Origin of the sequence: Bradyrhizobium genosp. SA-4 str. CB756 (assembly GCF_000473125.1) — a bacterium.
In the GTDB taxonomy this organism is placed as follows: Bacteria; Pseudomonadota; Alphaproteobacteria; order Rhizobiales; family Xanthobacteraceae; genus Bradyrhizobium; species Bradyrhizobium arachidis.
The window spans coordinates 5,773,538-5,790,355 of the sequence record NZ_KI421499.1 but is presented as its reverse complement, the minus strand read 5'-3'; the positions used below and the strand labels follow the sequence as shown (position 1 = coordinate 5,790,355).

At 61.1% G+C, this 16,818-nt stretch carries 14 protein-coding genes and 2 pseudogenes; 10 read left to right on the top strand and 6 right to left on the bottom strand.

What is annotated here, in order from left to right:
• Positions 1-226 precede the first annotated feature (226 nt).
• Positions 227-616, top strand: coding sequence for a hypothetical protein (locus BRAGE_RS0128175; protein WP_027562266.1), 390 nt, complete (start codon positions 227-229; stop codon positions 614-616).
• Positions 617-690: 74 nt separating this feature from the next.
• Here BRAGE_RS0128175 and BRAGE_RS53105 read toward each other — a convergent pair whose 3' ends face one another.
• A complete protein-coding gene (locus tag BRAGE_RS53105; RefSeq protein ID WP_084334680.1) occupies positions 691-885 on the bottom strand; it encodes a hypothetical protein in 195 nt (64 codons plus the stop codon).
• Positions 886-1,337: 452 nt separating this feature from the next.
• On the opposite strand from BRAGE_RS53105, the gene BRAGE_RS0128170 reads away from it, so the two are divergent.
• Positions 1,338-3,809: a putative bifunctional diguanylate cyclase/phosphodiesterase gene (locus BRAGE_RS0128170; RefSeq protein ID WP_027562265.1), complete on the top strand. Its 2,472-nt coding sequence runs from the start codon at positions 1,338-1,340 to the stop codon at positions 3,807-3,809.
• Positions 3,810-3,933: 124 nt separating this feature from the next.
• Here BRAGE_RS0128170 and BRAGE_RS49395 read toward each other — a convergent pair whose 3' ends face one another.
• Positions 3,934-4,764, bottom strand: coding sequence for a polysaccharide deacetylase family protein (locus tag BRAGE_RS49395; RefSeq protein WP_051378081.1), 831 nt, complete (start codon positions 4,762-4,764; stop codon positions 3,934-3,936).
• Positions 4,765-5,169: 405 nt separating this feature from the next.
• Between BRAGE_RS49395 and BRAGE_RS53100 the strand changes: the two are divergent.
• A pseudogene (locus tag BRAGE_RS53100) lies at positions 5,170-5,292 on the top strand (transposase); the annotation flags it as partial.
• 242 nt (positions 5,293-5,534) lie between these two features.
• On the opposite strand, the gene BRAGE_RS0128155 reads toward BRAGE_RS53100, so the two are convergent.
• The 4 genes and pseudogenes from BRAGE_RS0128155 to BRAGE_RS0128130 form a co-directional block, all read right to left on the bottom strand.
• On the bottom strand, positions 5,535-6,170 hold the full coding sequence (locus BRAGE_RS0128155) for a 50S ribosomal protein L11 methyltransferase (protein ID WP_231164284.1): 636 nt from the start codon (positions 6,168-6,170) through the stop codon (positions 5,535-5,537).
• A gap of 942 nt (positions 6,171-7,112) precedes the next feature.
• A pseudogene (locus tag BRAGE_RS0128145) lies at positions 7,113-8,141 on the bottom strand (IS110 family transposase).
• Positions 8,142-9,071: 930 nt separating this feature from the next.
• Entirely contained in the window at positions 9,072-9,737 is a 666-nt protein-coding gene (locus BRAGE_RS0128135) for an RraA family protein (protein ID WP_027562260.1), read from the bottom strand.
• A gap of 21 nt (positions 9,738-9,758) precedes the next feature.
• Positions 9,759-10,967: an aspartate transaminase gene (locus tag BRAGE_RS0128130; protein ID WP_027562259.1), complete on the bottom strand. Its 1,209-nt coding sequence runs from the start codon at positions 10,965-10,967 to the stop codon at positions 9,759-9,761.
• Positions 10,968-11,108: 141 nt separating this feature from the next.
• Between BRAGE_RS0128130 and nac the strand changes: the two genes are divergently transcribed.
• From nac to BRAGE_RS0128095, 7 genes are all read left to right on the top strand, one after another.
• Complete coding sequence (gene nac / locus BRAGE_RS0128125) at positions 11,109-12,047, top strand: nitrogen assimilation transcriptional regulator NAC (RefSeq protein WP_035730124.1); 939 nt, start codon at positions 11,109-11,111, stop codon at positions 12,045-12,047.
• A gap of 112 nt (positions 12,048-12,159) precedes the next feature.
• The gene (locus BRAGE_RS0128120; protein ID WP_027562257.1) at positions 12,160-12,600 is read left to right on the top strand and encodes an acetyl-CoA carboxylase biotin carboxyl carrier protein; all 441 of its coding nucleotides are present in this window, start codon (positions 12,160-12,162) and stop codon (positions 12,598-12,600) included.
• Positions 12,601-12,603: 3 nt separating this feature from the next.
• Entirely contained in the window at positions 12,604-13,956 is a 1,353-nt protein-coding gene (accC, locus tag BRAGE_RS0128115) for an acetyl-CoA carboxylase biotin carboxylase subunit (RefSeq protein WP_027562256.1), read from the top strand.
• Entirely contained in the window at positions 13,953-14,612 is a 660-nt protein-coding gene (gene pxpB / locus BRAGE_RS0128110; protein ID WP_027562255.1) for a 5-oxoprolinase subunit PxpB, read from the top strand. The genes accC and pxpB overlap by 4 nt, the downstream gene beginning before the upstream one ends.
• A complete protein-coding gene (locus tag BRAGE_RS0128105; RefSeq protein WP_027562254.1) occupies positions 14,609-15,595 on the top strand; it encodes a biotin-dependent carboxyltransferase family protein in 987 nt (328 codons plus the stop codon). The genes pxpB and BRAGE_RS0128105 overlap by 4 nt, the downstream gene beginning before the upstream one ends.
• The gene (locus BRAGE_RS0128100) at positions 15,592-16,011 is read left to right on the top strand and encodes a hypothetical protein (protein WP_027562253.1); all 420 of its coding nucleotides are present in this window, start codon (positions 15,592-15,594) and stop codon (positions 16,009-16,011) included. The genes BRAGE_RS0128105 and BRAGE_RS0128100 overlap by 4 nt, the downstream gene beginning before the upstream one ends.
• Positions 16,008-16,802 (top strand): LamB/YcsF family protein, encoded by a 795-nt coding sequence (locus BRAGE_RS0128095; protein WP_027562252.1) that lies wholly within the window; start codon positions 16,008-16,010, stop codon positions 16,800-16,802. Before BRAGE_RS0128100 ends, BRAGE_RS0128095 begins: the two co-directional genes overlap by 4 nt.
• The last annotated feature ends 16 nt before the right edge of the window (positions 16,803-16,818 follow it).

The window sequence follows — 16,818 nt, the reverse complement described above, 5'->3', positions numbered from 1 at the left end:
GAAGTGACGAACCACCGTGCCCCACGAAGGTAGGTCAGAGTCATGGGAAATCCTGCGATCCACCAGACGGGGGCAGCGTGACGATCGATGCAGCGTATCTGGCGAAGAGCGACGTCATCATCCGGGAGCGCTTGCAAAAGGCGGGCGTGCGCCTTGCACATCTGCTCGATAGTGTTTTTGCAGATTGACGCCGGCGGATGAGCTCGCAACACAGGCACGGTGAGCGATGGACGCAGGGCTGACGTTATGGGGCCTGTACATCCCGGTGGATGTCCTCCTCACCTCGATTGCGCTCTATGTGGTCGTCTCGATCACTCTGATTATTCTCGTTCCGGTCTATGCGGTACCCATCGATCGCGCGGTAGGTGAAGACGGCAGGCTTATTCCAATTCCGCCGGAGGACCTGGGCAAGATCATCGAGATGCGTTCGAAGGTCCGCTCCGCTGTCTTGCAGACGCTTGGGGCCTCGCCGTCTTCGGTACCGTCGTCGCGAGCCTCCAGGCATCCGCGGGACCGAAGACGCGTTCAATCAGAAAAAGGCCGAGCTCTTCGCCTCGGCCCGCGCGGGCTCCGAACCAGCCGTCGCATCCGTCGCCAGCAGCGGCTTGATATTTGATGCGCACTGTCAGCCAGCAACAGTGAGCGAAACCAACTCAGGCTCCTTAACCAGGCCAGGGCAACCCAGACGCGTTATTGATTGCGGATCGCTTTGATGGAAGGCTGTACAGTCAAGCGATAAAGCACGAGGTGAGCCGCTCCGAGCTCCTCGATCAGTGTGCCGCAAGCAGGGCAGTGGTAGTTTCCTTGGATGCCGCGTTCAGACGTAAGCTCAAGACGGCGAAAGCCAGCACCGCATTCCGAGCACGTCACATCGCTCTTTTTCATGCGTGGTCTCCTCGCGCTGGCAACCGTCACATTTCTTTAACATGCGCTTAGTTATCGTGCATCTCCCTGGGACGGCCTTTCAAGCACAATCAACATTGTGGACCTGCTGACGCCTGCGACCGTCCATAATTAATGGTCGCACAAATCGGACAATCTGACAAAAAATTTCGGGCGAAACTGACTGCGCTCCTTCGTAGAATGCGTGACGCTCAAATCGTTAGCTACGAAGCTTCTCGTCGTCACCGTGGCACTGGCAACGCTTTTCGTCGAATTCTGCCTTATCGCCGCAGAGTTTCTGCGCAGTGAGGCGCGAAAGCGATCGGGCCTGATGTTCCAGGCAACGCAATCGATCAGCAGGGCTAGAGCGCGACCGTCTCGTCTTTTAAGAGCGAATTAAGCCAAGCTGGATTTTATGCCACCCGGGCAGGAAGCTTAGGTCAGTGGGGCGTGTGATGAGTGCTGCTAACAGGCAATCCGTGGAATCAGATACCAGGTTGCTCAATGACATGCCAATCCTGCGGCGCAAGTGGCAAGCTGCGCTCGAGCCCGGCGAAACGCTTCCCCGCTATGAAAATGTGCTGCTGGGGAGCCTCGGGCGGCTTGCCGATCATCTTGTGCTGCTCAGGTATGACAATGGCGCGTTTACTGTTTCGCGCACTGGCCGTTATGTGCAGAACTGGTTGGGCGATGCCCGCTGGGACATTCCGCTTGATGCGTTGCGTCCAGACTGCGCGACAGCCCTCACCGGGGCGGCCTCGAATTCGATTACAAACAACCATCCCTATCTCGCAAGCGCTCATTGCGTGCAAGCCGGCATGGTGCGGACCTACGACGTGCTGGCGCTGCCTACCTTATCGCGTTGGGCCGGTACGCTGGTCGGCGTCTATGTCAACGAGCGCGCTACAGAATACAATCTGATCGATGCAATCTTTTGCAAGACCGACGATGGCGTTATCTCGCTCTCAACCGTTCGCGATCCCGCAGGCAGGCCATTTGATTTTCAAGTTGTGCACCACAATCAGGCAGCCGCAAGGCTCCTCGATGTGGAAGAGGGCAACCTGTTGTGGCAGCGCCTCGGCAATTCAGTCCATCTGCTTTGTTCGGAAGAGGTGATGGAGCGCTTGGTCGACGCGGTCGCGAATGAATTCGGCGACCAATTCGAGCTCGAATACGGTGATCAGAGCCTGCGCTTGCGCCTCAGTGCCTTCGGAGACATCGTGTCCGTGGTCATTTCCGACGTTACGTCGTTCAAGCGCCGGGATGCCTCGTTCAGGTTGCTGTTCGACAGTAATCCGATGCCGATGTGGGCGTTAGATGCCGAGACAATGGACTTCGTGAGGGTCAATGACGCGGCAGTGCAGCACTACGGCTATGCTCGCGAGACCTTCCTGCGAATGAAAGTTCAGGAGATCTGGCCAGACGACGAGCGGGTCAGCTATACGCGGGCGCTGCGAGAAGCGGGCGACATCTCTCAGTCTGAACATCCCTGGCGCCATGTCAGGGCTGATGGCACTGAGATTTCTGCGCTGACCTTTGGGCGGCGCCTTATGATCGAGGGACGCGAGGGCTATCTGGTTGTGGTGGTCGACATCACCGAACGGCGCAAGGCCGAGGCCCGCATCGCCCATATGGCACTTCACGACGGGTTGACCAACCTGGCCAACCGCGCACTCCACCAGAGGTGGCTCGCAGAGGCACTCGAAAGCGCTAATGCAGCCGGCAACCGCGTCGCGGCGTTGTGTATCGACCTCGACCTCTTCAAGAACGTCAACGATTCGTTCGGCCACCTCATCGGCGATCGCCTGCTCGAGCAAGTGGCCGACCGGTTGCGGTCCAGGGTGGCCGGCAACAATCTGGCGGCACGGCTCGGCGGCGACGAATTTTCGATCATTCTCACGGATGATACCTCGCCGACGCATGTGGGCCAATTCGCGGGCGACCTGATCAGAACATTGAGTGCGCCATACAAGATTGACGATAACGAGGTCATTATCGGTGCCTCGGTCGGAATCGCGCTGTCACCAGGCGACGGCGCGAGCAGCGCCGAGTTGATGCGTAACGCCGATATCGCGCTCTATCGCGCCAAAGAGGATGGCCGCGGAACGCATCGCTTTTTCGAGCGGGAGATGGATCAGCAGGTGCAGCGACGGCGCGAGATGGAGCTTGATTTGCGCCGCGCCTTTGCCAGCAGCGAGTTCGAGCTATACTATCAGCCCCTGGTCGAAATCGCGAGCGACAAGATCTCAGGTTTCGAAGCGCTTCTGCGCTGGCCGCACCCAGGGAAGGGCATGATCTCGCCGGCCGAATTCATTCCCCTTGCGGAGGAAATGGGGCTGATCGGGCCCCTCGGAGAATGGGTGCTGCGCGAAGCCTGTAAAGAGGCGGTAAAGTGGCCTTTAGAGATCAAGGTCGCGGTCAACCTGTCGCCGGTGCAATTCCGTAGCCGCAATCTGGTTCAGGTGGTGATTTCAGCGCTGGCGAATTCCGGCTTGGCCCCGAAGCGGCTCGAGCTTGAAATCACCGAATCGGTATTTCTGGCGGAGACGGAGGCAAACCTTGCGATCCTGCACCAGCTCCGCGAGCTCGGCGTCTCAATATCGCTGGATGACTTTGGAACGGGCTATTCGAGCCTCAGCTACTTGCGCAGCTTTCCCTTCGACAAGATCAAGATTGATCGCTCTTTTGTCAAGGATCTGGCGAAACGCTCCGATTGCGGGGCCATCGTGCGAGCAATCTCGGGCCTCGGCCGGAGCCTCAACATCACGACGACAGCGGAAGGGGTGGAGACCACGGAGCAGCTCGATTGGCTTCGGGCCGAAGGTTGCAACGAGGTGCAAGGATTCTTGTTCAGCGGTGCCAGGCCAGCCGACGAAGTGGGGCAGCTCTTGTTTCGCTTTGGCGCAAGGGCGTCCAGGGCGGCATGATCGCCATGCCGCAGGAACAGCTTCGTCACGTTGAGGCTTGGCAAATCGAACGAGATCAGGCCATGAGGTCGCCCGTAGCCGTCTCTGAACCCAGGAGGTGATCTCCGACACTTCTCGCGCGCCTTCACTGCGGGAAGTCGCGGTGCCAAGACTTCAAGGGGGCTTCAGCGCTCTTGGCGGCAGCCGGCACCAGATGCACGATCCGATACCCGTTCTGATGCAGGTAACGCAGGAACGCAGGCAGCATGGCCGCCGTCCGCATCTGCGCATCATGCAGCAAAATGATGCCCTTACGAGCGGCCTCGAGCCGCTCGATCAAGGTTGTGAGCTCCTGCTCTGGAGTTATGTTCTCCCAATCGCTCGCCCAAAGGTCAGCTCCGAACACGACAATTCCGCGCGCCTGCAAGAGATCGAGCGTCGCAGGTGTCGCGTCGAAGTAGGGGAACCGGAAGAACGGTGTCGAGGGCATTTTGGTGGACACACCGTTGAGTGCCATTTCGACGGCGGCGATACCGCGCTCGATGTCCTCTTTCGCCTGCTCGAACGAGATTTTCGACATCTTCGGATGCGACCAGCTGTGGTACGCTACGGTGTTCCCCTGGGCGGCCATACGCCGCACGAGTTCGGGAAATTCCGCCGACGATCGGCCGACCAGAAAGAACGTGGCTCGCGCGCATTCCTGTGCGAGCGCGGCCAGTACCTTATCCGTGTTCGGCGGCCGCGGTCCGTCATCGAAGGTGAGGACGACTTCATGGTCCGCCAGAGGAAGCGTCTCTGGAAAGTTCTGCAGCCCCACGCGCGGGAAGAGCGCGGCATCGACAGCGAGCACCCGCGCCGTGCCGAGCGCATCCCGCCGATTGCAGCTAGAGGCGTCTGGCATGGCAGTACCGGCGAGCAACGCCAGCCCAGCGCAGCCGATGCGAAAAGCTAATCTAGGCAGGCGCAACTCTGTCATTGCGCTTGGCGCGACCTCGATCGGTTGGTGAGCCCGGTGGTGCTCAGCAGACTATCTGATCGGCATCGCGGGATTTCGGCGCATCGAGGCTATGTCGTGCGCAAAAAGGTCGCCGAACGTCCGTTATCCGCTCGAACCGCCCCCGCTGCCTGACTTGCTTGAGCTGGGGGTGGCCCTGATGCGACATGGCGTGTGATCGCTGATGTAAGCGTGACGGGATGGATTTCAGGTTTCTGTGGCGACAATATCCCTTGCCAAGCTTGCCAAGCGGCCGGGCCGTGATGATCGCTCCGCTTCTTCGCGTGCGAGTCGCTGCTTCTCGCGTACGCGCTTATCAAGCTCGTTGGAGTTCCTCCTAGCTTTAAGGTCACGTCGGGAATGCAGGTCAATGTGTTGGGCGCCGAGCGTCGGCGGCGATGGAGTTACGACGAGAAGGTCCGCCTTGTCGAAGAGACCTTGCAGCCCGGCGAGACGGTCTGGGGGGCACGCCGGCACGGGGTGGCTCATAGCCTGCTGTTCACCTGGCGTTGACAAGTGCGCCAGGGGCGACTGGGCGGAGATGCTGCGCCTGCTGTTATTTCCGTCGAGATCACACCTGTAGTGGCTCCGATCTCGAGGGGCGCACCACAACTGGCGTCTTCACCGCCTGCGCAGCGTGCAAGGGCTGGAATCATCGAGATTGATCTCGGGGCGGTTGGACAACTGCCGGGTTGTCATGAGGTCATTCAATCCGATCGACCGGCCTCCCTTGAGTGACGGCAGAAGAGGCTTCACCGAACCGTGAGCTCCCAGATGATACGAATGTGCCCCCCTTCAATCGAGGGTCGGAAAATATGCATGTTTCTAACGCGCAGCTTACTGTCATCGATCACGTTCAGGACGCGCCCAATATCTCCCTGATCAGAAAAGACGACATACATCAGGCCATCAGCCTTGAGCCAATTATGCGCTCCCCCCAGAGCTGCGGCCATGGCGCTGTGACCTTCGTCAAAGCAAGAGCGCTCCAGGTCGTCCTTTGCTTTTCGGTTCCAGTATGGGGCGGCAAACAGAATAAGGTCGAACGTTTCTTTAGGCTGTAGCGCAGAATAAATGTCACTGAGGCGCACTTCTGCGTGATCGGAATAACCTAACCGCTCGATGTTTGTCTTTGTGGTGAGAACGGCTTGCGGATTAATGTCGAGAGCCACCAGGCGTTCTGCCCCAGCGCGGAGTGCCGCCAGCCCCAACACGCCTGATCCGCATCCTAGATCCAATATTGTCGCTCCAGATTGGATGTGCCACTTCGATATCAAGGCGTCGGGAGCGTGACTCAGGCGTGGCGACAGAACGCCAGGGAGAATGTGCAACAGCATACCGCACACTTCCACATCGTGCGGGTGTTCGCACGCCCGGAGGTCAGCGATCATTGCGTCTACATCGGACATTTGGTGCCGCGGCGATACGGCTAGGGGTGCAGTCATTTCAACTCTCCAGTTCGCTAGCGCGCGCTTTGCCTGATCCTCGTCCCATCCGATCAATGGATCGCCCTATTGGGCGAGTACGGTAGCTGTCGCACGCTCGGTACTCTGTACAGGGTCCGTTTTAGAGACGCTGCGATCATGGTTTTCCCATCCTGTCTGAATGCGCGTCGCGCCTTCGCTGGCTATCGTCGCCTCGTAGCAACGGCCGTGCCATCGGCATCCAAAGCGTACTTGGCTTCTGATTTTCCTTGAAGAACGGCTGCCGGCAGACTCTGGCGTGTTCTGCCGCTCCAGCGAGCGTGTCGGCGCCGGTGTCGCAAACCCAACACCGTACAACCGAGTTGGTGTACGAATGGCTTCGTCTCGCAGCTATTCTCACGGCAGGTTCGACCATAAATCAGAAGTTGCGATCTTCGTTGAAAACTGACGTTTCGACGAAGCTCGTCGTGAACGGGCAAGACTTCGCTCAATTCGCGGTTTTGATGCCGCCCCAAATGACTATCTAGCTGATCTAAGGTGTCAATCGGCCCTTTAATTGCGGGTTGTTGTCAAGCTGCCATTCATTATCTCCAGTGGCGATTGCTCCGTCGGAGCTGGTCGGGTTGCGGAGACGGAGCGATCGCGGATGGTGAGACGATCGCCCAGAGGGATTGTATAATCGATGTCGTTGGCGGCTTCGGCGTAGTTGGGTTGATGTCGTAGCTGGGGTCATGGTCCTTTCCGAGGTCGCGAGACGCGCCTCATGATGATGTCCGGATCGGGCGCCCCAACGTTTGCAGCGGAGTGCGGACGAACCGCCACCAGCCGATTGACCGAGGTCGCCACGACCACCGTCCCAGCGGGACATCGCCAGTCCGGCAGGCCGGACCAGGAACTTAAAAAATAGGGTTAGGCCTCCTTCGCCTGGCCCCAGTCGAACGATGTGCCGTCGACCCAGATACAGTGCAGGATTACGGCGATCTTCCGGGCAACGGCTACCTTTGCCTTCCTCATGCCAATCCGCTTTGCGAGCTTCATGCCCTAGGCCTTGAGGCAAGACCATTTCTTTGTTCGGTACAGCAGAACGGTTGCGGCTTCGAATAGGTAAGTTCGTAGAAGTCGATCGCCCCAGCGGGATATCTTGCCGTTGGTGTCAGTTTCGCCAGATTGGTTGCGTCGCGGCGTAAGCCCCAAATAGGCGCCAACTGTCGAGGCCGATCGGAAGCGCGAGGGATCATCGATCGTATGGCGGAACGTTAAGGCGGTCACGACGCCGACACCTGGGACCGTCATCAGACGGCGCGTCGTCTCGTCCTGTTTTGCCAACCGGCGGACTTGGTCATCGAACTTATCCTGTTGCTGACAGACGTTCTCATGGATCGACAGGAGCGGCGCTATCACGCTGAGGAGTGGATGATTATCGCCCAACAGCTCGCTGACCTGGTTGCGGAACTGCTGGCCGATTCCGCGTGAGAACAGCAGGCCATATTCTTTGATCAAACTCCGGACTTGGTTCTCGATATCCCGGCGAATGGTCACGAGACGAAATCGCGCAACGAGTATCGCTCGAATCTTCTGGCTTTCTTCGCTCTTGACCTTCACCTCCCGGTACCAACCGACCCGCACCAACTCGGCGAGGCCTCGGGCGTCGTTTTGATCACTCTTGTTCATGCGAACCGACAAGGCCGCGTGCGCGTGCCGAGCGTCGATACAGACGACGGGAAGATCAACCCTACGGAGTTCATGCCAAAGCCAACTCGCCATCGCACCAGTCTCGAATCCGATGCGCTCGGCATGAGGCGCATGCTTGCGAAGCAGGCTGGTCAACGCGCCCGGATCAGATTTGGCCTTTCCTTCGAAGATTACTTGTCCCATCTCGCCGACTACGCATATCGCAGTTTCCCTCTGCGAGACGTCCAGCCCAACGTATTGCTTCATCATAGCTGCTCCGAATCGTTTGATTGCGAGAGCTCGACAATAGCGCGAGTACCTCCTTCCCAAACGTCGACCGCAATTACGTCATCGTTTGCAAATTTGGCTCTGACCCTAAGTTTGGTCCAGCGCCGACTAGTCTGCACCGATTAGCCTAGCCTGAAGCAGATCTATTCTACCGCGGCCGTACATTCGTACATTTGACGTCGGACGAGCTTGAGGCGCGTGATCTGACCTTCAGTCTGGCCGTTGGACCAGTCGGTCTCACCAGAGTTCGAAAAAGAGAACCGCGAGGTGGTCGTGCCGATGCTTAAAACCGATATGTCTTCCAGCCGTTCTTCGAGAAAATGCTCCGCCTCATGAAGCGCGAGGTGGTCGGGAGAGTTTGCGTAGAGACCTCCGTCAGCGAACAACTCGCCACGTATCTTGCGAAGGGGGAAGAACGTCGGGGCTGCGGAATGAGCAAGCGCTACCACAGGTGGCCCAGGACGTCGGCCGGATCAACATCGCCTATTTGGGGCCTGCTGACCTGTCTGGTGGCTGACGCGCGACTAGGGGCCTGTCGAGCGCGCTTTCACCGGCCCCGTCGATAAGCGCAGTACAACTAAGCACTATGATCGTGCGACGAATGCCCATCTACTGCCGGATAAGCCCAGGTGCGACCGCTAAGTTATTGATTGTTCTTAGTCCGTGGCTGTCCCTTAATCAGCGGCTCCCAGGTTCGAGCCCTGGTGCGCCCACCAAGCAATTTCAATTACTTAGAGCGGTTGCGCGTCGGAACGGACCTTTTTAGTTGGGAAATTTCGCTAGGATTGTTCGCGATTTCGTAGGTCGCCCTACGATTTGTTGCGATCAGTTGGGCGCTTGATGATGCGATGACAACTGGTTGGCGACGGCCAACGTCAGCTTGTTCGAATTCGAAAGCGCCAGGGCCGTTCAGTTCGCGCAACGCGCCTCGAGCGCATCGACGAAGGCGCGATCCCATCGGCCCCCGCGGATCGCATCGATGGTGCCTTGTTCCTTTTGCTCCTGCGCCAATGCTGTCTCGATGACCGTTGCGGCCAGGGACGGTGGAAATGCCAGCAGGCCGTCCTGGTCTCCCACAATGATGTCGCCCGCGTTCACGGGCATGCCGCCGACAGTGATCGGGACATTGATCGCTCCGGGACCATCCTTGTAGGGACCGCGATGAGTCACGCCGCGCGCATAGACGGGAAAAGTGCGTGCACGGATTTCCGCAACGTCGCGAATCGCGCCGTCGAGCACCATGCCGGCAAGCCCGAGCGAGGCCGCGGCGAGGGTCATGATGCCGCCGACGAGCGCGTTGGAGATGTCGCCGCCGGCGTCAACAACCATCACGTCGCCGGGACGGCAGAAGTCGTAGGCACGAAGGATGGCAAGGTTGTCGCCGCCGCGCGTCTTCACGGTCACCGCGGTTCCCACCATCGGCGCCGGGGAGTGATAGGGGATTAGCCCAACGCTGCCGCAATTGCGGTGCAGCTGGTCGCTGAGCAGGGCGACTGCGATGGTCCGCAGTTCTGCGATCACCGCGGGATCGACTTGCGGAGCCGAGGGATTCTTTTCGATGCCGGTGTTTGACATGAGGTGCTTCCGATCGGGAGGCTAGCGAAGTTCGGAGACGGCGCGAGCGATGCGGTTGATGCCGTCGTCGAGCACATCGAGCGACGCGGCGATCGAGATGCGGAAGTACGGCGACAAGCCATAGGCGCTACCTTGGACCACGGCGACGCCCACGCTTTCGAGCAGATACATCGCGACGTCGCCGTCGGTTTCGAGGTGCGCACCGGCGGGAGTTTTTCGACCGATCAACCCGGCGCAATTGACGTAGAGATAGAACGCGCCGTCGGGCGGCAGGCAGCTCAAGCCCTCGATCTGGTTGATGCGCGTCAGCATGCGATCGCGGCGGGTACGGTAGATCGCGACGCTTTCGGTAACGAAGCGCTGGTCGCCGTTGAGCGCTTCGATGGCGGCAGCCTGACTAATCGAGCAGGCGTTGCCGGCGGCCTGCGACAGCAGCGTGTTCAGCGCGCCGATCAGATCGGAGGGGCCGGCGATCCAGCCGATCCGCCAGCCAGTCATCGCGTAGGTCTTCGACACGCCGTTAACCGCAAGCACGCGGTCCGCCAGTTCGGGGGCGGCGTTCAGCAGGTGCGGCGTTGCGCGACCGTCGAAGCGGATGTGTTCATAGATGTCGTCCGTCATGACCAGCACGTTGGGATGACGTCGGAGAATGTCGGCCAGCTTGCGGTATTCCGCCGCCGAGTAGCTCGCGCCCGTCGGATTCGACGGCGAGTTGATGATTAGCCATCGCGTCTTGTTCGTGATGGCAGCTTCGAGTTGCTCTGGCGAGATTTTGAAGCCTTGGCTTTCCGGGCACGCGACAATCTTTGGAACGCCCTCGCAGGCGATCACCATGTCGGGATACGACACCCAGTAGGGAGCCGGGATGATCACCTCGTCGCCGGCCTCAATCGTCGCCTCTAGCGCGCTATAGATGCCGCTTTTACAACCGTTGGTGACGATGATGTCGGAAGGGGCGTAGACAAGGTTGTTCTCGCGCTTCAGTTTGGCTGCAATCGCCTCGCGCAGATCGACGGATCCAGACAGCATCGTGTAACGGGTGGCGCCCTTGTCCATCGCCTTTGAGGCCGCGGCGCGAATGTTCGCAGGCGTATCGAAGTCCGGCTCGCCGACGACAAGGCTGACGATGTTCCGGCCCTTTCGCTTCAGCGCCGTTGCCCGATCGGCTGCCGCCGAGCTGGGTGAAGGCTTGATGCGCCTCACCCGTGCGGAAATACGAGGATGGTTCATAGTGATTGACCCTGGCTAAGCGAGGTGCGACGCTAGAGATTGAGCTCGGCCCTGGCCAACACGAGTTCAATCTGGCCTGATAGGCATCTCTTATGGATGCTCTGCTCGGGTCTTGAGCAGACCGCAGTCTGAGGACAGGACGTGAATCTCAGGCGACTGCAGTATTTCGTGAAGATCGTCGACGTCGGCAGCCTGACGCAAGCCGCCGATGTGCTGCATGTGGCGCAGCCAGCGCTCAGCCAGCAGCTTGCAACGCTCGAAGGCGAGGTGCGTCAGCAGCTTCTCGTGCGCACCAAGAGCGGTGTGGTGCCGACCGAGGCCGGCAAGGTGCTGTATCGCCACGCCCAGCTCATCCTGCGGCAATGCGACCAGGCGCGCGCCGACATGAACGCGGCCGCAAAGAATATCTCGGGCGCCGTTGCGGTGGGACTCGCGCCGGGGACTGCCGCGGCAGGACTGGCTCTGCCGCTTCTGCGCACGGTGCGGGCGCGGCACCCCGGCATTTTGCTCTATTTAAACGAGACCTATGGCACCACGCTTTCCGAGCTCGTGATGAATGGCCGCATGGACCTGGCGGTTCTCTACGGCGGCAAGACGGCCGTCCACGGCCTCGCATTCCAGCCGCTGTTGCGAGAGCCGCTTTACGTCGTCGGCCGCGGCAGCATGGTGGCGCCGCCGCCCGAAGTGCCGCTCGCAATGCTCGTTGATACCGAGCTCTACCTCGCGCGCCCCTACAATGTCGTCCGCAAGATGGTGAATGACGCTTTCGCGGCCATCGGCAAGGTCCCAAAGGTCGTCGCGGAAATCGAATCCGCCAGCACGCTGACCGCCGTGATCTCCGATGGGCTTGGCGCTACCATCCTGCCCGAATCGATGGCGCGGCTGGTCGCATCGTCCTGCGATGCCTGGCAATCCTGCATCATCGATCCGGTCATCGAGGCGCCGCTGGCGCTGTGCCAGTCCGGTCATTTGCCGCTCTCCGAACCCGCACAGGCGATTAAGGAAATCCTGCTGGAGCTTGTGGCCGGTCTGCCGGGAAATCTCCTTCCGCGTGAAGAGCGGCCCCAGAAGGCGTCATAGCGCTCCCTTATAGGGGCAAAGCCAATCCGTCTTGGTCGGCGGGAATCGACGGCGCTAGCGTCGAGGCCGGCGTGGCGCATCCAGCCCCACGATCCCGTATGGGTGGCGGAACATGGATTTGGAGCGGATCAAGACCCTGATCGATGCGATGGCTGCGTCTGATCTGAATGAGATGGAGTTCAGCGAAGACCGCTGGTCGCTCAGACTGGTCCGACGGGCGCAGCCTGGCGATACGGTTCGGGTACCGGTTAAGACGGTCCCATCCACACGCGCCGGACAGCGGCCAATTCGCGCCGAACCTGGTGTCGCGCCGAAGCGACAGGCGAATGTCGCAGCGCCCTTGTTCGGAATTGTGCATCTGCAACCGGCGCCGGATGCGCCCGCCTTCGTTTCGGTAGGACAGGCTGTGACGTCAGGAACGACAGTCTGTGTGATCGAGGCGATGAAGATGTTTCACGGGGTTCTCGCCGAACGGGATGGTACGGTGTCGGCGATCCTGGTTGCCTCGGGTCAGGAAGTCGAGGCTGGCCAAGAACTTATACGGTTCGCGTGACTCATGTTTGAATCGGTACTCATAGCCAATCGGGGAGAGGTTGCCTTACGCCTCCTGCGGACATGCCGGCGTCTCGGATTGCGAACGATCGTGGTCCATTCCGAGGCTGACCGAGAGGCTCCGTATGTGGGTCAGGCTGACCTCGCTCTGTGCATCGGCCCCGCCGCGGCAGCGCAGAGCTACTTGAACCAGAAAGCGATTCTGTTTGGGGCCGAGGTCAGCGGGGCCGAAGCGATCCACCCCGGCTACGGATTTTTGTCCGAGAATGCCGGCTTTGCCGAGCAAGTGGAAGCCGCAGGCCTGACATTCATCGGCCCGACGGCCGCGAGCATGCGCGTCATGGGGGACAAGATCGCGGCCAAGCGCGCCATGAGAACGGCAGGCGTTCCGTGCGTCCCCGGTCCCGATGCAGCCCTGACTGAGGATCTCGATGTCGTGCGCGCGGCGGCGCGTGAGATCGGCTATCCCGTGATCCTGAAAGCCGCGGGCGGCGGGGGCGGTCGCGGCATGCGGGTGGTGGAGAGTGAGGGCGGCTTGCGTGACGCGCTGACCCTGACCCGGGAAGAAGCGCGGCGGGCGTTTGGCAATAGCGCCATCTATGTCGAGAAATTCCTGGGCCGCCCGCGCCACGTCGAGATCCAGGTGATCGCCGACACGCACGGTAACGCAGTCTGGCTTGGCAGCCGCGATTGCTCACTCCAACGCCGACATCAGAAGGTGATTGAGGAAGCGCCAGCCCCGCAGACCGAAGATGGGCTGGTCCGCGAAATCGGCGAGCGCTGTGCGGAGGCTTGCCGGCAAATCGGCTATCGCGGCGTCGGGACTTTCGAATTCCTGGTGCAAGATAACGCGTTCTACTTCATCGAGATGAATACGCGTCTCCAGGTCGAACATCCCGTTACCGAGATGACCGCTGGAATCGATCTTGTCGAGGCTCAGATCCGTGTGGCGCAGGGTGAACGGCTGCCGTTCAGGCAGGGCGACATCGCCTGTCGCGGTCATGCCTTCGAGTGCCGCATCAATGCCGAAGACCCCGACAGCTTCGTACCGTCGCCTGGTGTGATTGATATCTGGCAGATGCCGGGCGGACCTGGCGTGCGCATCGACAGTCATGCGAGTGCCGGTTACCGCGTATCGTCGTACTACGACTCCCTGCTCGGCAAGCTTATCGTCCATGGTGCGACGCGCCATGAGGCGTTGGCCCGTTTGCGCGTGGCGCTCGACGAGGCGCGGATCGAGGGGATTGCAACAAACCTGCCCCTGCACCGGCGCCTCGTTGCCGACCCCGAATTTATCCGCGGTGGTGTCAGTATCCACCATCTCGAGACGAAACTTCGGTTGAGTAGGCAGCCATGACGACGGATCGGCCTCGCACAAGCCTGCTCGGGACGACGGCGCTGCTTTTCGAGGCGCCCGGCGAGACCACGCTTGAAACGCAGCGGCGGATTTGGGCCATGGCGCGCGCGGCTGCCGGATTTTCCGGCGTGCGCGAGGCCGTGCCAGGCATGAACAATCTCATGCTGGCCTTTGTTGAGCCGCCGCGACGACCGGAAGAGATCGAGCAAAGGCTCGTCGAACTCTGGGACGTCGTCGAGCCGCTTCCGATCGCCGGGCACTGCATCGATCTGCCCGTCACCTATGGCGGGGAAGCGGGACCGCATATGGCCGATGTCGTTGAGCACACCGGCATGAGCATCGATGAGATCGTCGAACGCCATAGCGCGCCAACCTACACCGTATTCGCGCTCGGAAGTCATCCTGGCTATTGCTATCTCGGCGGCATGGATGAGCGTATCGCGACGCCGCGCCGCAAGGTGCCGGTGCTTAGGATTCCGGGAGGAGCCGTGTCGATAGGCGGTAATCAGACCGGCGTGTCTGCCTCGGTCGGACCGAGCGGGTGGAACACAATCGGCAGCACCCAGGTCGCATTCTTCGATGTGAATCGCAGCCCGCCGGCACTGCTTCAGCCGGGCGACAGCATCCGCTTTAGGGTTGTCCGGGTGCTGCGATGATCAAAATCTTGTCAGCGGGCGCGCTAGCGACCGTCCAGGATCTCGGCCGTACCGGTGGGCTCAATCTTGGCGTCGGGATTTCGGGCGCCATGGACGCGCTCGCCCTTGCAGGAGGCAATATCCTGCTACGCAACGAGGAGAACGCCGCAGCCATCGAGATTCCGGTTCTTCCCTTCAAGGTTCGTTTCGAGCGCTCGACTGTTTTTGCTGTCACCGGTGCCGATTGTGCGGGAAGGATTGATGAGGCGCCTGTGTTGCCGTGGTGGGCGCATCGCGCCGAAGCGGGGCAGGAGCTGTCGCTTTCGCTTCCCAAGCAGACGACATGGCGCGCGAGCCGCGCCTATCTGTGCGTCGCGGATGGCGTTGACGTGCCGGCCGTGCTGGGCTCGCGCAGCACGCAGTTGAGAGGCTCGTTTGGGGGCCACGAGGGGCGGCCGCTCCGCGATGGCGATGAACTGCCGACCGGCCGTTCGAACGAGCGGGCCACTCCCGGCTTCGGCCTGGTCCCGCCAGGGCTCGCGCTGCCGCTTGACGTCGACGGTGTGCCCGCCGCTCGCGTGTTACCAGCCGCCGAGTACGACTGCTTCACCAATTCATCGCACGATGTATTGTGGTCGACTGCCTGGAAGATCACCCCGCAGAGCGACCGCTACGGTTACAGGCTTGCGGGCCCTGAGCTCATCCCCCTGCGTCCGCTGGAATTGCGCTCGCATGGTATCGTGCCCGGCGTCATTCAGGTACCCCATGGCGGCCAGCCCATTATCCAGATGCGCGATGCACAGCCCTCCGGCGGCTATCCCAAAATCGGCACGGTGATCGAGGCAGACCTCTGGCGCCTCGGCCAGGCTCCGATCGGGAGCAGCGTCCGCTTCATCCGCTGTAGCTGGGATGATGCGCTGGGCGCCGCGACAGACGCCCGCCGCTGGCTTGCCAACGCCCGTCGTCTCGTCGAGCTTCACTGCGGCGAAGGGGGAGACCGATGAGCGCTCCTCTCGATCACGTCGACCAGCTGAGCGTTTGGCTCAAGGACGCCGGTCTCGCGCTGCTCGAGCTGCGCGGTCCGAGCGCCTCGCTGCGTTTGGTCAACGACGGCGTATCGGTGCGCGCCGTTGACGGTGAGGAGATCCCGCCCGTCGATGCGCCGTCAATCACCGTCCGCGCTCCATCGCCGGGCATTTTTCTCGATCGTCACCCGCTTCACGAGCACGCAATCGCTTTGGCTGACGCCGATGTCCGGGGTGGCGAGCCTCTCGGCTTCCTGCAAATCGGTCCTTTGCTTCTAGCCGTGCCTGCCCCCCTGTCAGGAATGGTGACCGATGTGCTGACCGATCACGGCACGATCGTGGGCTACGGCACGCCGCTGCTCCTACTGCGTCCGATTGAAGGTGAGACATCATGAAGATCGATCTCAACGCCGATATGGGCGAAGGTTTTGGTCCGTGGCCGATGGGCAATGACGAGGCGCTGCTCGACCTTGTGTCTTCGGCCAACGTCGCATGCGGCTTTCATGCCGGTGATCCCCTGATCATGCAGCGCACGGCGGAGCGCGCCAGGGCGCGAGGCGTCGACCTTGGAGCCCATGTCGGGTTTCCGGATCGTCAGGGATTTGGCCGGCGCGTGATGCAGATCGACCTCAGCGAGCTCGCCGCCATGGTCACTTACCAGCTCGGCGCGCTCGACGGCATCGCGCGGGCCGTCGGGCATCGCGTCACGCATATGAGCTTTCACGGCGCGCTGGGCAACATGGTTGCTGCCGACGCCGATCTTGCTCGACCATTGGTGCGCGCGGTTGCCGCGTTCGATCCCAATCTCCTGATCCTTTCCTCGAGCAGTCGCGCCATCGAAGGGGCGGCGGCGCGGTGCGGTATCAGGGTCGCCACGACGTTCCTGGCTGACCGGGCCTATGACGACGAGGGCCTGCTGGTGTCTCGGGCGAAGCCCGGCGCGGTCATTCACGACGCCGGGGTGGTTGCCGAGCGGGTCGAGCGTCTGCTGCGTGACGGCGTGGTCATTGCCTCCAGCGGAAAGCCGCTCGCTATGCCGGTCAAATCGATCCTGCTGCATGGGGATACCCAGGGCGCCGTCGAGCTGGCCCGAGGGATTCGGGCCTCGATCGAGGCTGCGGGCGGCGAGATCCTGCCGGTTTCCCGGCTTGTGGCGGGCTCCGACGGGGCCGTTGGGCGACCATAAGGGGACCTTATCCCGC